12 protein-coding genes are annotated in these 16,293 nt (G+C 68.3%); 5 read left to right on the top strand and 7 right to left on the bottom strand.

Annotated features, from left to right (window positions below; genetic code table 11):
- The first annotated feature begins 9 nt into the window (after positions 1-9).
- The 3 genes from KY661_RS30305 to KY661_RS30295 are packed head-to-tail and all read left to right on the top strand — an operon-like array spanning position 10 to position 4,129.
- Positions 10-669 carry a hypothetical protein gene (locus KY661_RS30305; protein ID WP_225413514.1) on the top strand — a complete coding sequence of 220 codons (660 nt, stop codon included), beginning with the start codon at positions 10-12 and terminating at the stop codon, positions 667-669.
- Positions 666-2,438: a GMC oxidoreductase gene (locus tag KY661_RS30300; RefSeq protein ID WP_225413513.1), complete on the top strand. Its 1,773-nt coding sequence runs from the start codon at positions 666-668 to the stop codon at positions 2,436-2,438. The genes KY661_RS30305 and KY661_RS30300 overlap by 4 nt, the downstream gene beginning before the upstream one ends.
- A complete protein-coding gene (locus KY661_RS30295) occupies positions 2,417-4,129 on the top strand; it encodes a metallophosphoesterase family protein (RefSeq protein WP_225413512.1) in 1,713 nt (570 codons plus the stop codon). Before KY661_RS30300 ends, KY661_RS30295 begins: the two co-directional genes overlap by 22 nt.
- Before the next feature lie 17 nt (positions 4,130-4,146).
- Here KY661_RS30295 and KY661_RS30290 read toward each other — a convergent pair whose 3' ends face one another.
- The 3 genes from KY661_RS30290 to KY661_RS30280 form a co-directional block, all read right to left on the bottom strand.
- Positions 4,147-5,181 carry a radical SAM protein gene (locus KY661_RS30290; RefSeq protein ID WP_398577269.1) on the bottom strand — a complete coding sequence of 345 codons (1,035 nt, stop codon included), beginning with the start codon at positions 5,179-5,181 and terminating at the stop codon, positions 4,147-4,149.
- A 64-nt stretch (positions 5,182-5,245) separates the two neighbouring features.
- Positions 5,246-5,926: a hypothetical protein gene (locus KY661_RS30285; protein ID WP_225413510.1), complete on the bottom strand. Its 681-nt coding sequence runs from the start codon at positions 5,924-5,926 to the stop codon at positions 5,246-5,248.
- Positions 5,927-6,010: 84 nt separating this feature from the next.
- Positions 6,011-6,445, bottom strand: a complete 435-nt coding sequence (locus KY661_RS30280; protein ID WP_143101507.1) for a hypothetical protein — start codon at positions 6,443-6,445, stop codon at positions 6,011-6,013.
- Between the two features lie 147 nt (positions 6,446-6,592).
- Between KY661_RS30280 and KY661_RS30275 the strand changes: the two genes are divergently transcribed.
- Positions 6,593-8,230, top strand: coding sequence for a GMC family oxidoreductase (locus KY661_RS30275; protein WP_225413509.1), 1,638 nt, complete (start codon positions 6,593-6,595; stop codon positions 8,228-8,230).
- A gap of 9 nt (positions 8,231-8,239) precedes the next feature.
- Here KY661_RS30275 and KY661_RS30270 read toward each other — a convergent pair whose 3' ends face one another.
- Together KY661_RS30270 and KY661_RS37400 are read right to left on the bottom strand one after the other, a co-directional pair.
- On the bottom strand, positions 8,240-9,622 hold the full coding sequence (locus KY661_RS30270; protein ID WP_225413508.1) for an MATE family efflux transporter: 1,383 nt from the start codon (positions 9,620-9,622) through the stop codon (positions 8,240-8,242).
- 68 nt (positions 9,623-9,690) lie between these two features.
- On the bottom strand, positions 9,691-9,825 hold the full coding sequence (locus tag KY661_RS37400) for a hypothetical protein (RefSeq protein WP_263437484.1): 135 nt from the start codon (positions 9,823-9,825) through the stop codon (positions 9,691-9,693).
- Between the two features lie 26 nt (positions 9,826-9,851).
- Between KY661_RS37400 and KY661_RS30265 the strand changes: the two genes are divergently transcribed.
- On the top strand, positions 9,852-10,097 hold the full coding sequence (locus KY661_RS30265) for a glucodextranase DOMON-like domain-containing protein (RefSeq protein WP_225413507.1): 246 nt from the start codon (positions 9,852-9,854) through the stop codon (positions 10,095-10,097).
- On the opposite strand, the gene KY661_RS30260 is transcribed toward KY661_RS30265, so the two are convergent.
- Together KY661_RS30260 and KY661_RS30255 are read right to left on the bottom strand one after the other, a co-directional pair.
- Positions 10,087-11,568 (bottom strand): glycogen synthase, encoded by a 1,482-nt coding sequence (locus KY661_RS30260; RefSeq protein ID WP_225413506.1) that lies wholly within the window; start codon positions 11,566-11,568, stop codon positions 10,087-10,089. The genes KY661_RS30265 and KY661_RS30260 overlap by 11 nt on opposite strands.
- A 64-nt stretch (positions 11,569-11,632) precedes the next feature.
- Positions 11,633-16,102 (bottom strand): PAS domain S-box protein, encoded by a 4,470-nt coding sequence (locus KY661_RS30255; RefSeq protein WP_225413505.1) that lies wholly within the window; start codon positions 16,100-16,102, stop codon positions 11,633-11,635.
- Positions 16,103-16,293: the final 191 nt, after the last annotated feature.

Below are 16,293 nucleotides of genomic sequence, written 5' to 3'. Positions count from 1 at the left end.
GGAGTGCCCATGACAACCCCTGCCTCTGACTTCACCTTCCGCGAGACCATGTCCGGTCCGCTGGCACTTCACGAGACCGATCCTCTCACGGGGGCCACCCAGGGCCACCCCACCCCCTTCACCTTCCACGCCACCATCCGCATCGATGACATGGAGGCGTTCATCCGGGACCCTCAGCATGAGGCCCACCTCGCCGCCCACGTCTCCTATCCGCCCTTCGGCGACAACCTCCCGGTGAAGCGGGGGCGCTTCAACCTCTTCAAGTCTGGAGACAGCCCAGACACCCGGCTGATGACCTATGGCATGGCCTTCGAGCACCAGGGCCGCGAGTACTACCTGGCGGGCACGAAGACGATCCACGACGATCCAGGCTCGGATCTGTGGCACGACACCACCCGGCTCTACTGCCGGCTCCATGAAGGCCCGGACGAGCGCGGCCCCACGGTGGGCGCGGGCGTCCTCAAGCTGGGCCTGCGAGAGCTGCTCAAGCTCGTCTCCAGCATGCGCTCGTCCCGCGAGGGGCCCGCCGGTCTCCAGGCCGTGATGAACTTTGGCCAGTTCTTCCTCGGTGCCCTCTGGGAAGTCTACCTCCCCCTTGCCCGCAGGGCCGATGCGGCGGCGAGCCAGCCGCTGTCTCCTTCCGGCAAAGAAACCGGAGCCCCCCTGTGAACCCACGCCGTGAACACTTTGACGCCATCATCGTCGGCTCGGGCTTTGGCGGCTCGGTGATGGCCTGGCGGTTGGCGGAGGCAGGCCTGCGCGTCTGCCTCCTGGAGCGCGGCAAGGCCTATCCGCCCGGCTCCTTCCCTCGCAGCCCCTATGCCATGCGCAGCAACTTCTGGGACCCGAGCATGGGACTGCACGGGCTCTTCAACCTGTGGTCCTTCAAGAGGCTGGGCGGCGTGGTGGCCAGCGGGCTCGGAGGTGGCTCGCTCATCTATGCCAACGTGCTGCTACGCAAGGACGAGAAGACCTTCGTCCACGAGGACCCGCGGGACGGCGGATACGAGGACTGGCCCGTCACCCGCGAGGACCTGGAGCCGCACTACGACGCCGTGGAGAAGATGCTCGGGACCCAGCGCTACCCCTTCGAGCACGAGCCCTACCGCCACACCTCGAAGACGATCGCGATGAAGCTCGCCGCCGAGCGGATGGGCCTTGAGGACGACTGGCAGCTCCCACCGCTGGGGGTGACGTTCGCCAACCCGGGACAGCGCCCCGTGCCGGGAGAGCCCATCCGGGAGCGGTTCCCGAACCTGCACGGGCGGACGCGCCTGACCTGCCGGCTGTGTGGCGAGTGTGACATTGGCTGCAACTACGGCAGCAAGAACACGCTCGACTACACGTACCTCTCGGCCGCGAAGCGGCTCGGGGCGGAGCTGCGCGTCCGGGCCGAGGTGAAGGCCTTCTGGCCCGAGGGGGATGAGTACGCCGTCGAGTACGTGGACCACTCGGAGGCCCGGGAGGGCGAGCGGCCCGAAGTGCCCAGCTCGATGTTGCCCCGGACGATCATCTCCGCGGACCAGCTCGTCCTGGCGGCGGGAACCTTCGGGTCGACGTACCTGCTGCTCAAGAACCGGGCGGCGTTCCCGGGGCTCAGCGGCCAGCTCGGGACGCGGTTCTGCGGCAACGGCGACCTGCTGGGGTTCCTCTTCAAGTGTACGGACAGCAGCAAGGGCAAGCGCGAGCCGCGCATCCTCAATGGGGGCCACGGCCCGGTCATCACCAGCGCCCTCCACATCCGGGATGCCGCCGAAGGGGGCACGGGACGCGGCTACTACGTGGAGGACGCGGGCTACCCGGAGTTCGTCAACTGGCTCTACGAGGGCAGCGGCCAGCTCGCCCTGCTGCGCCGCTTCATGAGCCTGGGCCAGCGGCTCGTGAAGGGGTGGCTCGGCCTCAGCCGGGATACCGACGTGAGCGCCGAGATCGCCAGCGTCCTCGGCGACTGCGTGGGCTCGGCCAGCTCGCTGCCGCTGCTCGCCATGGGCCGGGACATCCCGGATGGGCGGATGACCCTGAACCGTGACGGGCTGCTGGACATCGACTGGAGCATGCGCCGCTCGTCCAGCTACTTCCGGCGCGTCCGCCAGACCATGGCGGAGATCGCCGATGCGCTCGAAGGGAAGCTGATCCACAACCCGCTCAGCTATCTCAGCCGCGTCATCACCGTGCACCCGCTCGGCGGCTGTCCCATGGGCCGCACCGCCGGGCAAGGCGTCGTGGACGCCCATGGCCAGGTCTTCAACCACCCCGGCCTCTATGTGGCCGATGGGGCGGTGATGCCGGGCCCCACCGGTCCCAACCCCAGCCTCACCATCGCGGCCCTGGCCGACCGCTTCGCCGATCACCTCATCGATCGCGCCCGCCGCCCCACTTCTCACCCCTCGTTTCATGTCCCCGTGAAGGAAGCGCCATGGCCTCACACGCGCACGTAGGCAGCGTGCCAGCGTCCTCTCCCGCTGCGCCGCCCCGGCCCCCGGGCCGGAAGATGGTGTCCTGGTTGGATCCCCTCCTCCTCGCGAAGACAGGCCTGAGGGCCTCCATCTCCGCCACGATCGGAAAGCAGGCCGACCGGCGGCTGCTCGACGCGTTGGCGGCTCCCGAGGTGAAGCCCTATGACTTCTCCGTGGATGCGGCGGGCACCCCCCGGGAGGAGCTGTGGTTCGATTATGTCTCGGACCTGGGGGACGGCTGGGATTCCACCTACGCGGTGGCCCAGGCGGTTTCACACCCCACCCTCGCGGTGCGGGACGATTCAGGAGCCACCTATGAGACGCGCGGCGGGGAGCTGCTCGTGTTCGGTGGGGACGAGGTGTACCCGGCCGCGAGCGTGGCGGAGTACGTCGAGCGGACCCTCCAGCCCTGGGTCTGTGCCATTCGCGGGCAGCGGCGGCCGCCCCACCTGTTCGCCGTCCCGGGGAACCATGACTGGTATGACGGGCTCGTCTCCTTCATGCGCCTGTTCTGCCAGGGCCGCACCCTTGACGGGTTCAAGACCCACCAGCGCCGCAGCTACTTCTCCGTGAAGTTGCCCCAGGGGTGGTGGCTGCTCGGCGTGGACATGCAGCTCGAGTCGGACATCGACCGGCCCCAGGTCTCCTACTTCGAGGAGCTCGCCAAGCAGATGCGTGAGGGCGACCGCATCATCCTGTGCCTGGCGGAGCCCGCCTGGCTGGCCGCCCAGACGCATTCCCAGGAGAGCCGCTTCCGCCTGGAGAACAACCTCCGCTACCTCGAAGAGCACGTGCTGGGAAAGAAGGTCAGCGTCTTCCTCGCGGGAGATATTCACCACTACCAGCGCCATGCCAACGCGGAGGGGAGACAGAAGATCGTCGCCGGAGGAGGCGGTGCCTTTCTACACCCGACCCACGCATACCGGACGGAGGCCACGCTGCGGGAGGGCTTCACCCCGCGCAAGAGCTTCCCGAGCCCCCAGGAGTCCCGGCGGCTGTGCTGGCGCAACCTCGGGCTCGCGGCCACCAGCCCCCGGTTTGGGCTGCTCACTGGCCTGCTCTACCTGCTGTTGGCCTGGGCGCTCCCGGTGAACCTCGGCGATGCGAGCGTGCCGCAGTCCCTGGGGCTCGTGGGGCTCACGCTGCTCTCCAGCCCGGGGCTCGTGCTCATCACCGTGCTTGCCCTCCTGGGGCTGATCGGCTTCGCGGACAAAAGCTTCGGCCGCTGGCGCTGGGCCGCGGGGGGGCTGCACGGCCTGGCGCACCTGGCCGCGGTGTTCCTGCTCGCCGTGGGCGTGGCGCACCTGATGGGCTCCGTCCTGCATCTGCCCTTCCGGAGCCCAGGCAGGGACTTGCTCAGCGCCGGGCTCTTCTTCGTGGGCGGCTTCCTGGCCGGACCGACGCTCATGGGCCTCTACCTGCTCCTCTCGCTCAACGTCTTCGGCGCCCACGCGAACGAGGCGTTCTCCTCCCTGGCAATCCCCGACTGGAAGAACTTCATCCGGCTGCACATCGGCAGGAACGGGGAGCTGAGCATCTTTCCCGTCGGCATCCGGCGCGTGCCCCGGGCGTGGAAGCCAGGAGAGACCGCCCGGGAGCCGACGTGGATCGCGGATCCCCAGGAGCGGCGGGCCACGCCCCCAGCGCTCATCGAGCCCCCCATCGTCCTGTGACGCCGCTGGCGGGCAGCTCAGCGGGTCATATCGAGCTGGCTGGGAGAGGCCTCGCGCCGCAACCGCGAGGGCGCATACCGCTCATCCAGCCAGGCACTCTGGATCACCTCGGCGACGATCTCCTTGTAGTGCGCGCGGATGACCCGTGCGACGCGCGGATCCCGGTAGAGCATCTGACACGCCTGGCAGTGGTGGCCGAAGCGGCCTTCCCACTGGATGGAGGGGTCCCGCTCGGCGGCCCAGGCCAGGATCTTCTCGGGCCCTTTGTAGCGGATCCACAGCTTCAGGAAGTCACTCTCCGCGGCCTCGATGGCCTCCTTCAGGAACGCGCTGCCCTCACCCGCCGTGGCCACGTTCAGCTCGGGGATGACGCGAAGCCCCAGACCACAGCAGGAGCCAATCCGGCCATCGGACTGCAGGGTGTAGGTCTGCAAGACGCTGTCACAGCCGGTCCGGCTGGGAAGGTTGGCCGCGGTCACGGCGACGTGGTCCGGGTAGCGTTCCGTCTCCCCCGGCGCCAGCGGCATCCAGGGGCTCTCGATGACCCGGAGAGACTCCCGAAGCTCCGGGGCCAGCGCCGCGATGGCGGGTTGTCCGAGGAGCAGCTCCCGGGTGACGCGGCGCTCGGCCCGGAGCTCGACCATGATGTGCGTCTGGAGACGCCGCTCGACGGCCGCGACCGTGGCGTGGACCACCCGCTCCAGGGGAATGAAGCGCACGTGCTCATCCCCGGTGCTGTAGTTGATCTCCGACAAGCCCGCGTCCATGAGCCGGGCAATCTTCTCGTGGGCGGCCTCGCGGGAGTGGGCCCAGTGCGCGTTGGTGACAATGCGCGTGGGAAACCCGAGCGCGTGCGCCTCGGCGATGCCGGCCAACAAGTCATCCCACCGCAAGGTCGCTTCCCCTCCGGTGAAGACCACATTGTAGAAGCCCAGCTCCTTCGCCTGATGGATGGCGTCGAGCATGGTGCTCAAGGACAAGCGGGTCCGATCCTTCGGGCTGCTGAGCGTTCCACAGTCCTTGCACGCGGCGGGACACGTGAAGGTGGGCATGATGGACAAGGTCTTGCGCCCTTGGAACAAACCGGCCGCCAATGGGGACGTGTGCATGAGGTCCTCACCGGATCTGGACGGAGAGATCGGCCAGCGCGCCCACGTCCTTCAACTCCTGGGCACGGGCGAGCAGCTGCTCGGAGATCGAGCGCAGGATGGCGGGGTTGACGAGCTGGCCCAGATCGCCAAAGCCCAGGCCGTTGAAGTTCTGGCTGGACCTCAGGGTCTGGTCGCTCGTGCTCGGCGAGTTGACAGGCGTGGCGACGGCCGTCCCCGCCGCGTTGTTGATGAGGATTTGCTGGGCACGGTCTCCCATGCCCGGAATGCCGAAGCCCGTGCTCGCATTGCTCACCACGCTCAGCAGCAGCTCGTGGTCTCCGAACTCCAGGAGCGCCTTGGCGAAGTCCTGGTTGAACTCATCCTTGCTGACCCGCCGCCCCTTGTTCTCGCTCGCGTACTGGTCCATCCAGCGGAAGAACTGCTTGTTGGCGAGCACCGAGAAGAGCAGGCGGTTCGCCTCGGAGGCGCGCTGCGGTGGCAACTTCTCCTGGAAAACCCGGTCCATGATGATGCCGGAAGGGTCCTGGATGAAGCGCTGCTGGGCCTTCTCATCCGTGTCGAGCTCCTGGAAGAGCGCCACCATGCTCTGGCGGAACGCCTTGCGGCCCAAGACCAGGGGCGGCGTCGAGGGCTCGCGGAGACCGGGTTTCTTGGAAGTGAAGACACGTCGAGTCTTGGTGGCCATGGGGCTTCCCTCGGGCGCAAGTGGATCCATCCCACTTCAGTCAGAGGGAGCAGCCCTGGCTTGTGACGAAAAGCCTCCCTTTCCCTAGCCCTGGGGAACCGGAGGTTGCGGCATGAAGTCCTGCTGCCCGCGAGCCTCCGGAACGCAGGTGTACTTCACCGTGCGCGAGCCGAGCAGGAACGGAATGAGGGTGGCGCCGGTCGCCGCGCAGGAAGACACCCGCTCATCGGATTCGTCCTTGCAGATCGCCGCGCCCGCGAAGGCTCCCGCCACCCCCAGGCCGATGTTGATGAGCCAGTCCGTGCCGCTCAACTCGCTCTCCGCCCGGGCCAGGCCGTTGGGGCACTCGCCTCCCGCGGGGGAAGACAGCGGCACCAGGCCCGCGATGGTGAACCACTGGCGGTCCGAGTACTCCCGGCCCCCCGGCGCGCGATCCGTGACGATGCTCGTGTGATAACACCCCGCCTGGCTCATCAGCACTGCCCCGGTGACCGCCACAGCTGCAAACCGTTTCAACATGAGTCCCTCTCCCGAAGTGAGCCTGGGCAGCCGCGCCCGGCATGTCCGCGCACGGACCAGGAGAATCCGCGACTGTGCGTGTTCTCCCGCAATTAGGGCTTAGCGAATCCTCCTCGGGGAAGCCATACTCCTTTCACGCGAGCCCCCATGACCCAGAAGCCCCCCTCCGGACGTCCCCACAAGGACCGTCTCCTCCAGCAACTCCAGCAAGGAACCCTCTCCCGCCGCGGCTTCCTGACGCTGCTCGGCCTGTCGGCCACGGCCGTGGGAACCCAGACCCTCTTTGGCTGTGGGGACGCCTCCTCCGAGTACGACTACATCATCGTGGGCGCGGGCTCGGCGGGGTGCACCCTGGCGGCCCGGCTGCTCGTGGACTCGGATGCGCGCGTGCTGCTGATCGAGGCCGGGGGCACGAATGATCGCGAGGAGATCCGCGACTTCAGCCAGTCCTGGAAGCTGACTCAGCCCGGCTCCGAGACCGACTGGGGCTACAAGTCCGTGCCCCAGCCCGCGCTGCGGGACAAGGTCCAGTCCTACTCCTGCGGCAAGGTGCTGGGGGGCAGCAGCTCCATCAACGGCATGGTCTGGGTGAAGGGCAACCCAGCCGACTTCGATGGCTGGGCCGCGGCCGGATGCCCCGGGTGGGACGCCCGCAGCGTTCAGCCCTCGTTCCAGACCTTGAGCCAGGCGATTCAGCCGTCCGCCGCGCTCACGTCGCGCAACGCGCTGGCCCAGGCGGTGTTCGAGGCCGCCGCCGGGCTCGGCCATGCCCGCAACACGGACTACAACGGCGAGAGCCAGCGGGGCGTGAGCTACACCCAGCTCAATGTGTGGGAGGACGGCCGGCGCCAGGACGCCTTCACCGCCTTCGTGGCGCCGCACGCGGACAACCCCCGGTTGAGCATCCTGACCGGGGCCCAGGTCAAGCGCATCTCCGTGCGCGGGAAGAAGGCGGACGGCGTCATCCTGGACCAAGCGGGCGCGGAGCAGACGCTGAAGGCGAACCGGGAAGTCATCGTCTGCGCGGGCACCCTGCACACCCCCCAGCTGTTGATGCTCTCGGGGATTGGCAGCCCGGAGGACCTGGAGCCCCATGGCATCCCCGTGGTGGCGGCAGTGGCGGGCGTAGGCCAGAACCTGCACGATCACCTCATCTCGGTGGCGGCCCGGAAGCTGCGGCAGCCCGAGCCGGCGTCTCACATCACCGCGATGGACGTGAATGTCTTCTTCGGCGAGGGCCCCCGGCCCGGCATGCCGAGGTTCCAGGCGCAGGCCTATTACATGCGCTACGGCTGGGGCACGTACCCCTCCGAGGCGGTGGCCTTTGGCCTCATCCACCTGCACCCGACGAGCCGGGGCACCGTGAAGCTGCGCTCGGCGGACTTCCGGGACGCGCCGCTCATCGACCCGGCCCTGCTCTCCACGGAGGAGGACCTGGCCCATCAACTCGAAGGCTACAAGGCCATCCGGGGCCTGCTCGCCGCGCCCGGCTTGCGCGACTGGGTGGAGGACGTGGAACACACCCCCGGGCCGGACGTCTCCACGGACGAGCAGCTGCTGGCCGCCCTGCGCCAGCACTCCGAGAGCGACTTCCATCCGGTGGGCACGTGCCGCATGGGCCAGGATGACCTGGCGGTGGTGGATCCCCAGCTTCGCGTGAGGGGCCTGGAGGGGCTGCGGCTGGCGAGCGCCGCCATCATGCCCACCGTCCCCTCGGGCAACACCAACGCGCCCAGCATGATGGTGGGCGACCACGCGGGCCGGCTGATCCTCGGGCGCGGCTGAGGCCTCGCCCTACCCTGCGGCAACCGGAGCAGGGTCCTCCTCGGGGGTGACGAGCGACTGCCTCGCCCACGCCCTGCTCCGCCACCGGAACCAGAAGAGGGTTCCACGCAGCCATTCATCCGCCGCCATGGCCAGCCAGACCCCCGCCAGCCCCAGGTTCATCCGGAAGACGAGGAAGTAGCCCAGCGAGAGGCTCATGCAGGCCATCGAAACGAACCCCATGTAGGCGATGAACGAGGAGTCTCCCGCGGCCCTCAGGGCATGCACCAGGATGAGATTGATGGACCGTCCGCTCTCCAGCAGGAGACTCAGGACGAGGATCCGGGTGGTCAACTGGAGGATCTCCGGGTCGTCCGTGAACAGGCCCACGATCGGCTCGCGCAAGAGGATCGCGGCCACATCCATCCCCAGGGAGAACGCCACGCTCCATTTCAAGCCCGCCAGGACCTGACGGTAGGCGCCCTCCGTGTCGTTGGCGCCCACCTTGCGCCCGACGAGGATGGCCGTCCCGAAGCCGATCGACAGACAACACAGGAAAATGTACTGGGAGATCGACAGCGCATACTGCCGGGAAGCCAGGGCCGCGGTGCCGAGGAAGGACACGTAGTACAAGAAGACGGCCTGGCAGCCGTGGAACATGAACTGCTCGGCCGCGGAAGGAATCCCCACCTTCAGAATCTTCCGGACGTACTCCTTCGAGAGCGTCACGTAGTCGCGAGGCGCCATCCGCACGTCCATCACGCGGTACAGCATCCACACGAAGACGGCCAGTGCCAGGGAGCGGCTCACCACGTTGGAGAGCGCCGCCCCGGCCACCCCCATCCTCGGAAAGCCCAGATGGCCCGAGATGAGCAGGTAATTGCCGAGCACGTGGAACACGTTCATCCCAATCGAGATGAACATGGAGTGCTTCGTGAAGCCGTACGTGCGCAGCATGCTGGAGAAGATGTTGATGAGCGCCTGCAGGAAGAGGAAACCACCCGCGATGCCCATGTACGTCTGCGCCATCGCCAGCACGGGCCCCTGAAGGTTCACGTGGCGCAGGAGCACCTGCCCGGATAGCAGCAGCGCCGCGCTGACCGTGAGGCCCAGCAGCAGGTTCAGCGTGATGGAGAGCGCCACCATCCGGGAGGCCTCCCTGTTCCTTCGGGCGCCCAGGTACTGAGCCACGACGACGGAGGCGCCATGGCTGATCACCCCCATGATCAGCGTGCAGACGAAGATGCATTGATTGACGACGCCTACCGCCGCGACGGCGTCATCGGAGACGCTGCTGAGCATCAGCGTATCCGCCGTGCCCATCAGCATGAACAGCAACAGCTCCAGGAAGATCGGCCACGTCAACCGGAACAGCCCCGTGGGGAGTTCTCCCTGCTTGCGCACTTCATGCATGACTGCGTTTCCCTCGTGCCCTTCCACGCCGCGTTGAGGCGGCGGGCCTCCTGGTTCACCCTACCGCCTCAAGCGGCCCCCTGCACGCGAGCCCCCAGCAACCGGCCATAGAGGGCCATGTGCTCGTGCGCCGAGCGCAGGAAGCCTTGCCGCAGGGATTCACCGAGCGCCGGGTCCGTCACCTGTCCCGGAGTTCGACGCACGGGGAGCCTCGGCCACCTCGGAGGGCATGCCCCTGCCCCCTGGCGCCCTGGAAGCCGATGAGGCCATCCAGACCGTCTCCCTGACCCTGCCCGAAGCGCTGTTCCAGGGGCTCGACAGCCTCCAGGGCGTCCAGGTGTATGTCACCACCTGGGACTACGACGGCGGCTACCGGCCGCTCGTCGCCACCGCCGAGCAGTGGAAGTTCTGGGGTGGAGACGGCGCCACGGACCCGCTCGTCCTGGACAGCACGCCCGTGCTCGTCATTCCTTGAGCGGGGGGCTGCCTGTGAGCAGTTGATGGTAGGCCGCGGCGCGCGTCTCCCAGGAGTGGTCCGCCTCCAGCGCCTGACGCACGAGTGAGCTCCACGCGTGCGGACGGTGGAACAGGGGGACGGCCCGCCGGAGCGCGCCATCGAGCCCGGCCAGGGAGACGCCCTGAAAGAGGAAGCCCGTCCCCCGGGCGGAGCCGTCATCCCAGTCCACGATCGAGTCCTTCAGCCCACCGGTGGCGTGCGCGATGGGCACCGCCCCGTACCGCATGGCGTACATCTGGGTCAGGCCACAGGGCTCGAAGAGCGAAGGCAGCAAGTACATGTCCGAGGCGGCAAGCAGCTCGTGGGCCCGCTCTTCCGTGTACGCGTTGAGATAGACCACGCTCCGGGGAAAGCGCCCGGCGAGCGCCTGGAGGGATGCGTCGACGTGGGAGATGATTCCTTCCAGGCTCCCGCACACCACGAGGTTGATCTGCTCGAACAGGGAGGACAAGAGGGCAGGATTCTCCTCGTTGATACCGCCCGTCTCGCTGATGAAGAGGAAGATCCCCTTCTGCTTGGCGAGCCTGTTCATCATCAGGACGATGGGCTTGCGGGGGTCCAGCCCGGGATGCTTCCGGAGGAGGGCGCTACGGGCCTCGGCCTTGGCGGCCAGGATGCCGCCAGGGCTCATGTCATCCCAGCGGGGCCGCCAGACCTCCCGGTCAATGCCGTTGAGCAGCCCATGCAGCCGGGCCAAGGGAACCTTCCGGAATACCTCCGTCCCAGTATGCAACGGGGGATTGCCCTGCACGAGCTCGTCCCGGTAGGAGGGGCTCACCAGGATGACCCCGTCGGACCGGAGCACCGCGTTGCAGCCGGTGGAGCGGTGGAGCCCCGCGTCCGTGAGCGCCTGGAGATCCTCCCGGACACAGGTTTCGAGACCCGCCAGGTCCGAGTCCTTCACGGCGCCATGAAACTGGAAGTTGTGAACCACGAGGTATGTCTTCAGGCCCGGCACCGGGTGCTCGCGGAGGTAACTGACCGCTGGGGTGGGGAACCAATCGTGTATCAGCAAGCGGTCCATGGGCAGCTCCAGCGCGGCCAACGCGCGGAGCGCGGCCTTCGAGAAGAAGGCGGCCCGCTCCATTTGATCCGCGTAGGGCTTCCCCGTCTGGTCATGGTAGATGCCCGCGCGGCGGAAGTACTTCTCCGATTGGATGAAGACGAACCGTACCCCCCGGTGCTGGGTGAGGAGGAGCTCCACGGGCTCCGGCCGCCCCAGGTAGTCCACCTCGATGGCGAGCGAGCGCTCCACCGGAAAACTTCCCACTTTCATCGCGCCGTAAAAGAAGGGCGTGACGACGGTGTTCTCGGTGCCTGCCCGCTGAAGATACACAGGCAGGCTTCCCGCGGCGTCCCCCAGGCCACCGAACTTCGAGAAGGGGAAACATTCGTAGGTGAGGTGTGTGATCGACAGGGTGCGCGCCACGTCAGGCTCCGGAATCCAGGACTCCCATGAACCATGGTCATCCTATCAAATCCGGCAAAACTGACTACGCGTCATCCACCGGCCGCACCTTCTGTTTCCGCTCGATCATCTCCCGGATCTTCGCCGCGAGGACATCCAGCGCGAAGGGCTTGGTGATCATCTCCATGCCGGGGGCCAGGAAGCCCCCGCGCACCGAGGCGCCTTCCGCGTAGCCGGTGATGAACAGCACCTGGAGCCCGTGGCGGCGCTGGCGCGCGATCTCCGCGAGCTGGCGCCCGTTCACCCCCCCCGGCAGGCCCACGTCCGTCACCAGCAGATCGATGCGCCCCGGCCCCTCGATGAAGGGCAAGGCGGAGCGGGCATCCTTCGCCTCGATCGCCGCGTAGCCCAGGTCCCCCAGGATGTCCGTCACCAGCATGCGCACGGCGGGCTCATCCTCCACGACGAGCACCGTCTCGCCCTCCTGGGCGCGGGGCGGCTCGCCCGCGCGCGGGGCCTTGCCCACCTCGGCGCTCTCGCCCACATGGCGTGGCATGTACAGCTTGACGGTCGTGCCCTGCCCCACCTCCGAGTAGATGCGGACGTGGCCGCCCACCTGCTTGGCGAAGCCGTAGATCATCGACAAGCCCAGGCCCGTGCCCTGGCCAATGGGCTTGGTGGTGAAGAACGGCTCGAAGGCGCGCGCGATAACCTCCGGCGGCATGCCCTGGCCCGTGTCGCTCACGCTCAGCAGCACATAGTCGCCCGGCTTGAGCGCGTCGAAGCCACGGGCATAGGCCTCGTCGAGCTGGGTGTTGTGGGTCTCCACCGTCAGCTTGCCGCCGTCCGGCATGGCGTCCCGGGCGTTGATGGCCAGGTTGAGCAGCGCGTTCTCGAACTGGTTGGCGTCCGTCGTCGCCGGCCACAGCTCCGGCGTGAGCAGGGTCTTGAGCGAGACGCTCTCGCCCAGGGTCCGGCGCAGCAGCTCCGCCATGGACAGGACGAGCGCGTTGATGTCCGCGGGCTTCACGTCGAGCGACTGGCGGCGGCCGAAGGCCAGCAGGCGCGCGGTGAGCGCGGCGGCCCGGTTCGCCGAGTTCACGGTGGCAGTGATGTACTTCTCCGTATCGGCGTAGCGGCCCGCCTCGATGCGCCGCCGCAGCATCTCCATGGCGCCGATGATGCCGCCCAGCAGGTTGTTGAAGTCGTGCGCGATGCCCCCGGTGAGCTGCCCCACCGCCTCCATCTTCTGGGACTGGCGCAGCTTCTCCTCCACCTCGCGCAGGACCTGCTCGTGCTGGAGCTGCCGGGAGATGTCCTGGCTCACCGTGCCCAGGCCAATGAGCTCCCCACGCTCATCGCGCGTCGCGAACACGTTGTATTCGACAGGAATCTCCTGCCCCGTCTTGAAATGGCGGAAGCGGGCGCGGCCCACCCACTTGCCCTCGCGCAGGACGGTGGGCAGCGCCGTGGCCTCGATGAGCGGCCGGTCCTCGGGCATGAAGTATTCGAGGACGGAGTGCGCGCCCACCCTGTCCTGCCCGTCAATGCCCATCATCCGCTGGCCCGCCGCGTTGACATAGAGCACTCGGCCCTGGGGATCCGAGAAGCCGATGAAGTCGGGAGACTGGTCGATGATGCTGAACAGCCGCTGCTGGAGCGCGGTGGCCTCGCGCTCCGCGGTGACGTCCCGGGCGATGGCGTAGAAGATGCCGCCCTCGGCGGGCACCGCGGTCCAGGAGAACGACCGGTAGACGCCATCCGCCCTCCGCAAGCGGTCCTCCAGCCGGTGGATGCGCTCTCCGCGGGACAGGCCCGCCATGACCTTCGCCACGGTGGCGTGGTCCTCCGGGTGGATGAACTCCATGAAGGGGCGCGCCAGCAGCTCCTGCTCGCTGTACCCCAGCAGCCGGGTCCAGGCCGGGTTGATGGACTTGAGGTAACCGTCCAGGCCGATGACGCCCATCAGCTCGTCCGAGTGGTTCCAGATGCGGTCCCGCTCGCGCGTGCGCTCCTCCACGCGCTGCTCCAGACGCTCGTTCGCCTCGCGCAGCATGCGCTCGGTCCGCTTGCGCCCGGTGGTGTCCAGGACGAAGAGGTAGGCGCCCTGGATGGCGCCTTGCGCATCCCGGCGGGGAAAGAAGCGCAGCTCCAGGTCCCTGCGGGGCAACCCCGGCGTGTTCAGGACGCCCTCGAAGGACACCGCCTCGCCCGCGAGCGCGCGCCGGAAGTAAGGCTCGCGCTGCGCGAAGGCCTCTTTCCCCACCAGCGCCTCCACGGTGGCACCCAGGATCTGCTCCCGGGGCCGGGCGAACCACTTCTCATAGGTGTGGTTGACGAAGCGGTAGACCATGTTCTGATCGACATAGCCGATCATCTCGGGCGACTCGTCCGTCAGCAGGCGCAAGTCCTGCTCGCGCTCGCGCAACGCCTGCTCGGCGCGCCGCTCGTGGTCAATGTCCAGGATGGCGACGACCGCGCCGGTGACCGTGCCCTGCTCGTCACGGATGGGCGCGCCCATGAGCCGCACCCACGCCTGGGTGCTGTCCCCACGGACGTAGAGGACCTCCAACGCACAGGGCCCCTCGCCCCCCTGGATGATGCGCGAGAGCGGATACTCGTGGCCCTCCACCCGGCGTCCATCCGGATGGTAGGACTCCCAGTTCCGGTAGCTCGCGATGTCCGGCGTCTCGGGCAAGGGGTGGCGGAGGATCTCCTCACTGCGGCGGTTGCCTCCGACGATGCGCCCCGAGGGGGCCTCCGCGATGACGATGCCCACCGGAGCCGTGTCCAGGATGACCCGCAGCCGCGCCTCGCTCTCGCGCAGCCGTTGCTCGGCCTGGGCCCGCTCGATGGCTTCCCAGGTCCGGGAGGAGATCTCCCGGATGAAGGCCACGTCGGCCTCCGTCCAGGCCCGGGGCGAAGCGCTGTGCGCGTAGACGAAGCCCACGAGCCGGTCCTGGCGCATGAGCGGCAGGCTGGTGAAGCCCCGGACGTCCAGGGCCCGGAAGTTCGCAAGCTCCCCCGGGGCCATCCACTCCGCCGTCATGGCGTCCGGCTCGACGATGGGCAGGCCCTGCCGCAACCGGTTCATGGCGGCGCCAAAGACGGCAAGGGGGTAGCTGCCCGCGATCCCCGCGACCTTCCCGTTGGACCAGTCCCGCTCGATGGCGAGGGTTCGCGTGTCCAGCTCGACCCGGGCGAAGCCCGCCCGGGACAGGCCCAGCGTCTCGCCGAGCAGCTCGGCGCTCAGGGCGGCGATCTCCCCCGGGCCATTCAGGTCCCGCAGCCGGTCACTCAGGTCCAACAGCGCGCGCTGGCGCAGCTCCGCCTGCTTGCGCTGGGTGATGTCGAGGATGATGCCCGGAAAACGAGCGGGCTTGCCGTCCGGGCCACGGGAGGCGCGCCCCCGGACCTGGATCCACCGCACCTCGCCCCCGTTGGGCAGCACCCGGTACTCGTTCTCGTACTCCTCGCCTGTCTCGATGCAGTGCTGGATCCACTGGCTCACCCGCGGCACATCCTCGGGATGGATGCCGGGCAGATAGGCCTCGAGCGGGGCGCCCTCGGCCGCTGCCTCCGGCGGCACGGAGTACAGCCAGGCGCAGCGCGCGTCCATGTAGAGCTTGTTGGCCTGTATGTCCCAGTCCCAGACCCCGATGGAGCCCGAGGACTTCAAGGCGAACTGCAAGCGCTCATCGCTCCGGCGCAGCGCGGACTCGGCCTGCTCGATGGCGGTGAGGTCGCGGCTGATGGTCGCGTAGCCGGTGAGCGCGCCGGTCCCGTCGCGCAGGACGAAGGCGTTGTAGTCCATCGGGATGCGCGCTCCGGTGCCCCGGTGCAGGAAGTGCATCCGGCCCCGCCAGTGGCCCTGGGCGCGCTGGGCGGGCAGGATGACGTCCCGGACGAAGGCGCGCTCCTCGGGCGGGAAGATGTCCGCGATGCTCACGCCGCGGGTCTCCTCGTCCCCCACCCCCACCATGCGGCGTCCCGCCCGGTTGATGAAGACCCCCTGCCCTTGTGCGTCGGCGAGGCCCACGAAGTCGGGCGATTGCTCGGCCAGGAGGATGAAGCGCTCGCGCTCCTCTTCGATCTGCTTCTGCGCGGTGCGGTCGCGCAGGATCTTCACGAAGCCGATGGGGGTGCCCTGCTCGTCCTTGAGCGGCATCATCTCCCCGCTCGCCCAGAACCGGGAGCCATCGCGCCGCTGGTGCCAGCGCTCGTCGAGGGCCCGTCCCTGCTCCAGGGCCGTGCGCATCTCCAGCTCTGGCACCCCCAGTGCGCGGTCCTCCTCGGTGAAGAACACCGAGGTGTACTCGCCCAGGAGCTCCTCCGGCGTCCACCCGAGAATGCGCCGGGCCCCTTCGCTCCAGCGGGTGATCCGCCCCTGGCGATCCAGGGCGACGACCGCGAAGTCGATGGCGCTCTCGACGATGCGCCGGTAGCTCGCATCCTCGGTGCCACTGGGATCGATCCCCTCCCGAAGCAGCAGTCCGCGCAGACGGTCGATCTCGGCACGCAGGAGCCACACTTCATCGGGCTGGGAAAGGCTCATCGAACGCTCGCGTCCCAAAGGAAGGGATTCAACCGGAAACCTTGTGCATTCACTTCCGGACACGCAACAACGCGCTGCCTGCTCATGCCCGAGGCATGGGGGTGCCCATGACCGCAGGGCCCTGCCCTCGGGGATGCCTGCCCGCCTGCCGCTCCCCTTGAGATTCACTGCCGGAAACAGCGCCCCGTCTT

This window comes from Allostigmatella hybrida, assembly GCF_020103775.1.
In the GTDB taxonomy this organism is placed as follows: Bacteria; Myxococcota; Myxococcia; order Myxococcales; family Myxococcaceae; genus Hyalangium; species Hyalangium aurantiaca.
Note: the sequence above shows the minus strand (reverse complement) of the source record. Positions and strands in the feature narration are given on the sequence as shown.

Bases quoted from the DNA above. Each gene is read 5' to 3' on its own strand.
- KY661_RS30305 (WP_225413514.1), top strand. From the start codon at position 10: ATGACAACCCCTGCCTCTGACTTCACCTTCCGCGAGACCATGTCCGGT.
- KY661_RS30295 (WP_225413512.1), top strand. From the start codon at position 2,417: ATGGCCTCACACGCGCACGTAGGCAGCGTGCCAGCGTCCTCTCCCGCT.
- KY661_RS30290 (WP_398577269.1), bottom strand. From the start codon at position 5,181: ATGCCCACCTTCACGTGTCCCGCCGCGTGCAAGGACTGTGGAACGCTC.
- KY661_RS30285 (WP_225413510.1), bottom strand. From the start codon at position 5,926: ATGGCCACCAAGACTCGACGTGTCTTCACTTCCAAGAAACCCGGTCTC.
- KY661_RS30280 (WP_143101507.1), bottom strand. From the start codon at position 6,445: ATGTTGAAACGGTTTGCAGCTGTGGCGGTCACCGGGGCAGTGCTGATG.
- KY661_RS30275 (WP_225413509.1), top strand. From the start codon at position 6,593: ATGACCCAGAAGCCCCCCTCCGGACGTCCCCACAAGGACCGTCTCCTC.
- KY661_RS30270 (WP_225413508.1), bottom strand. From the start codon at position 9,622: ATGCATGAAGTGCGCAAGCAGGGAGAACTCCCCACGGGGCTGTTCCGG.
- KY661_RS30265 (WP_225413507.1), top strand. From the start codon at position 9,852: ATGCCCCTGCCCCCTGGCGCCCTGGAAGCCGATGAGGCCATCCAGACC.
- KY661_RS30255 (WP_225413505.1), bottom strand. From the start codon at position 16,102: ATGAGCCTTTCCCAGCCCGATGAAGTGTGGCTCCTGCGTGCCGAGATC.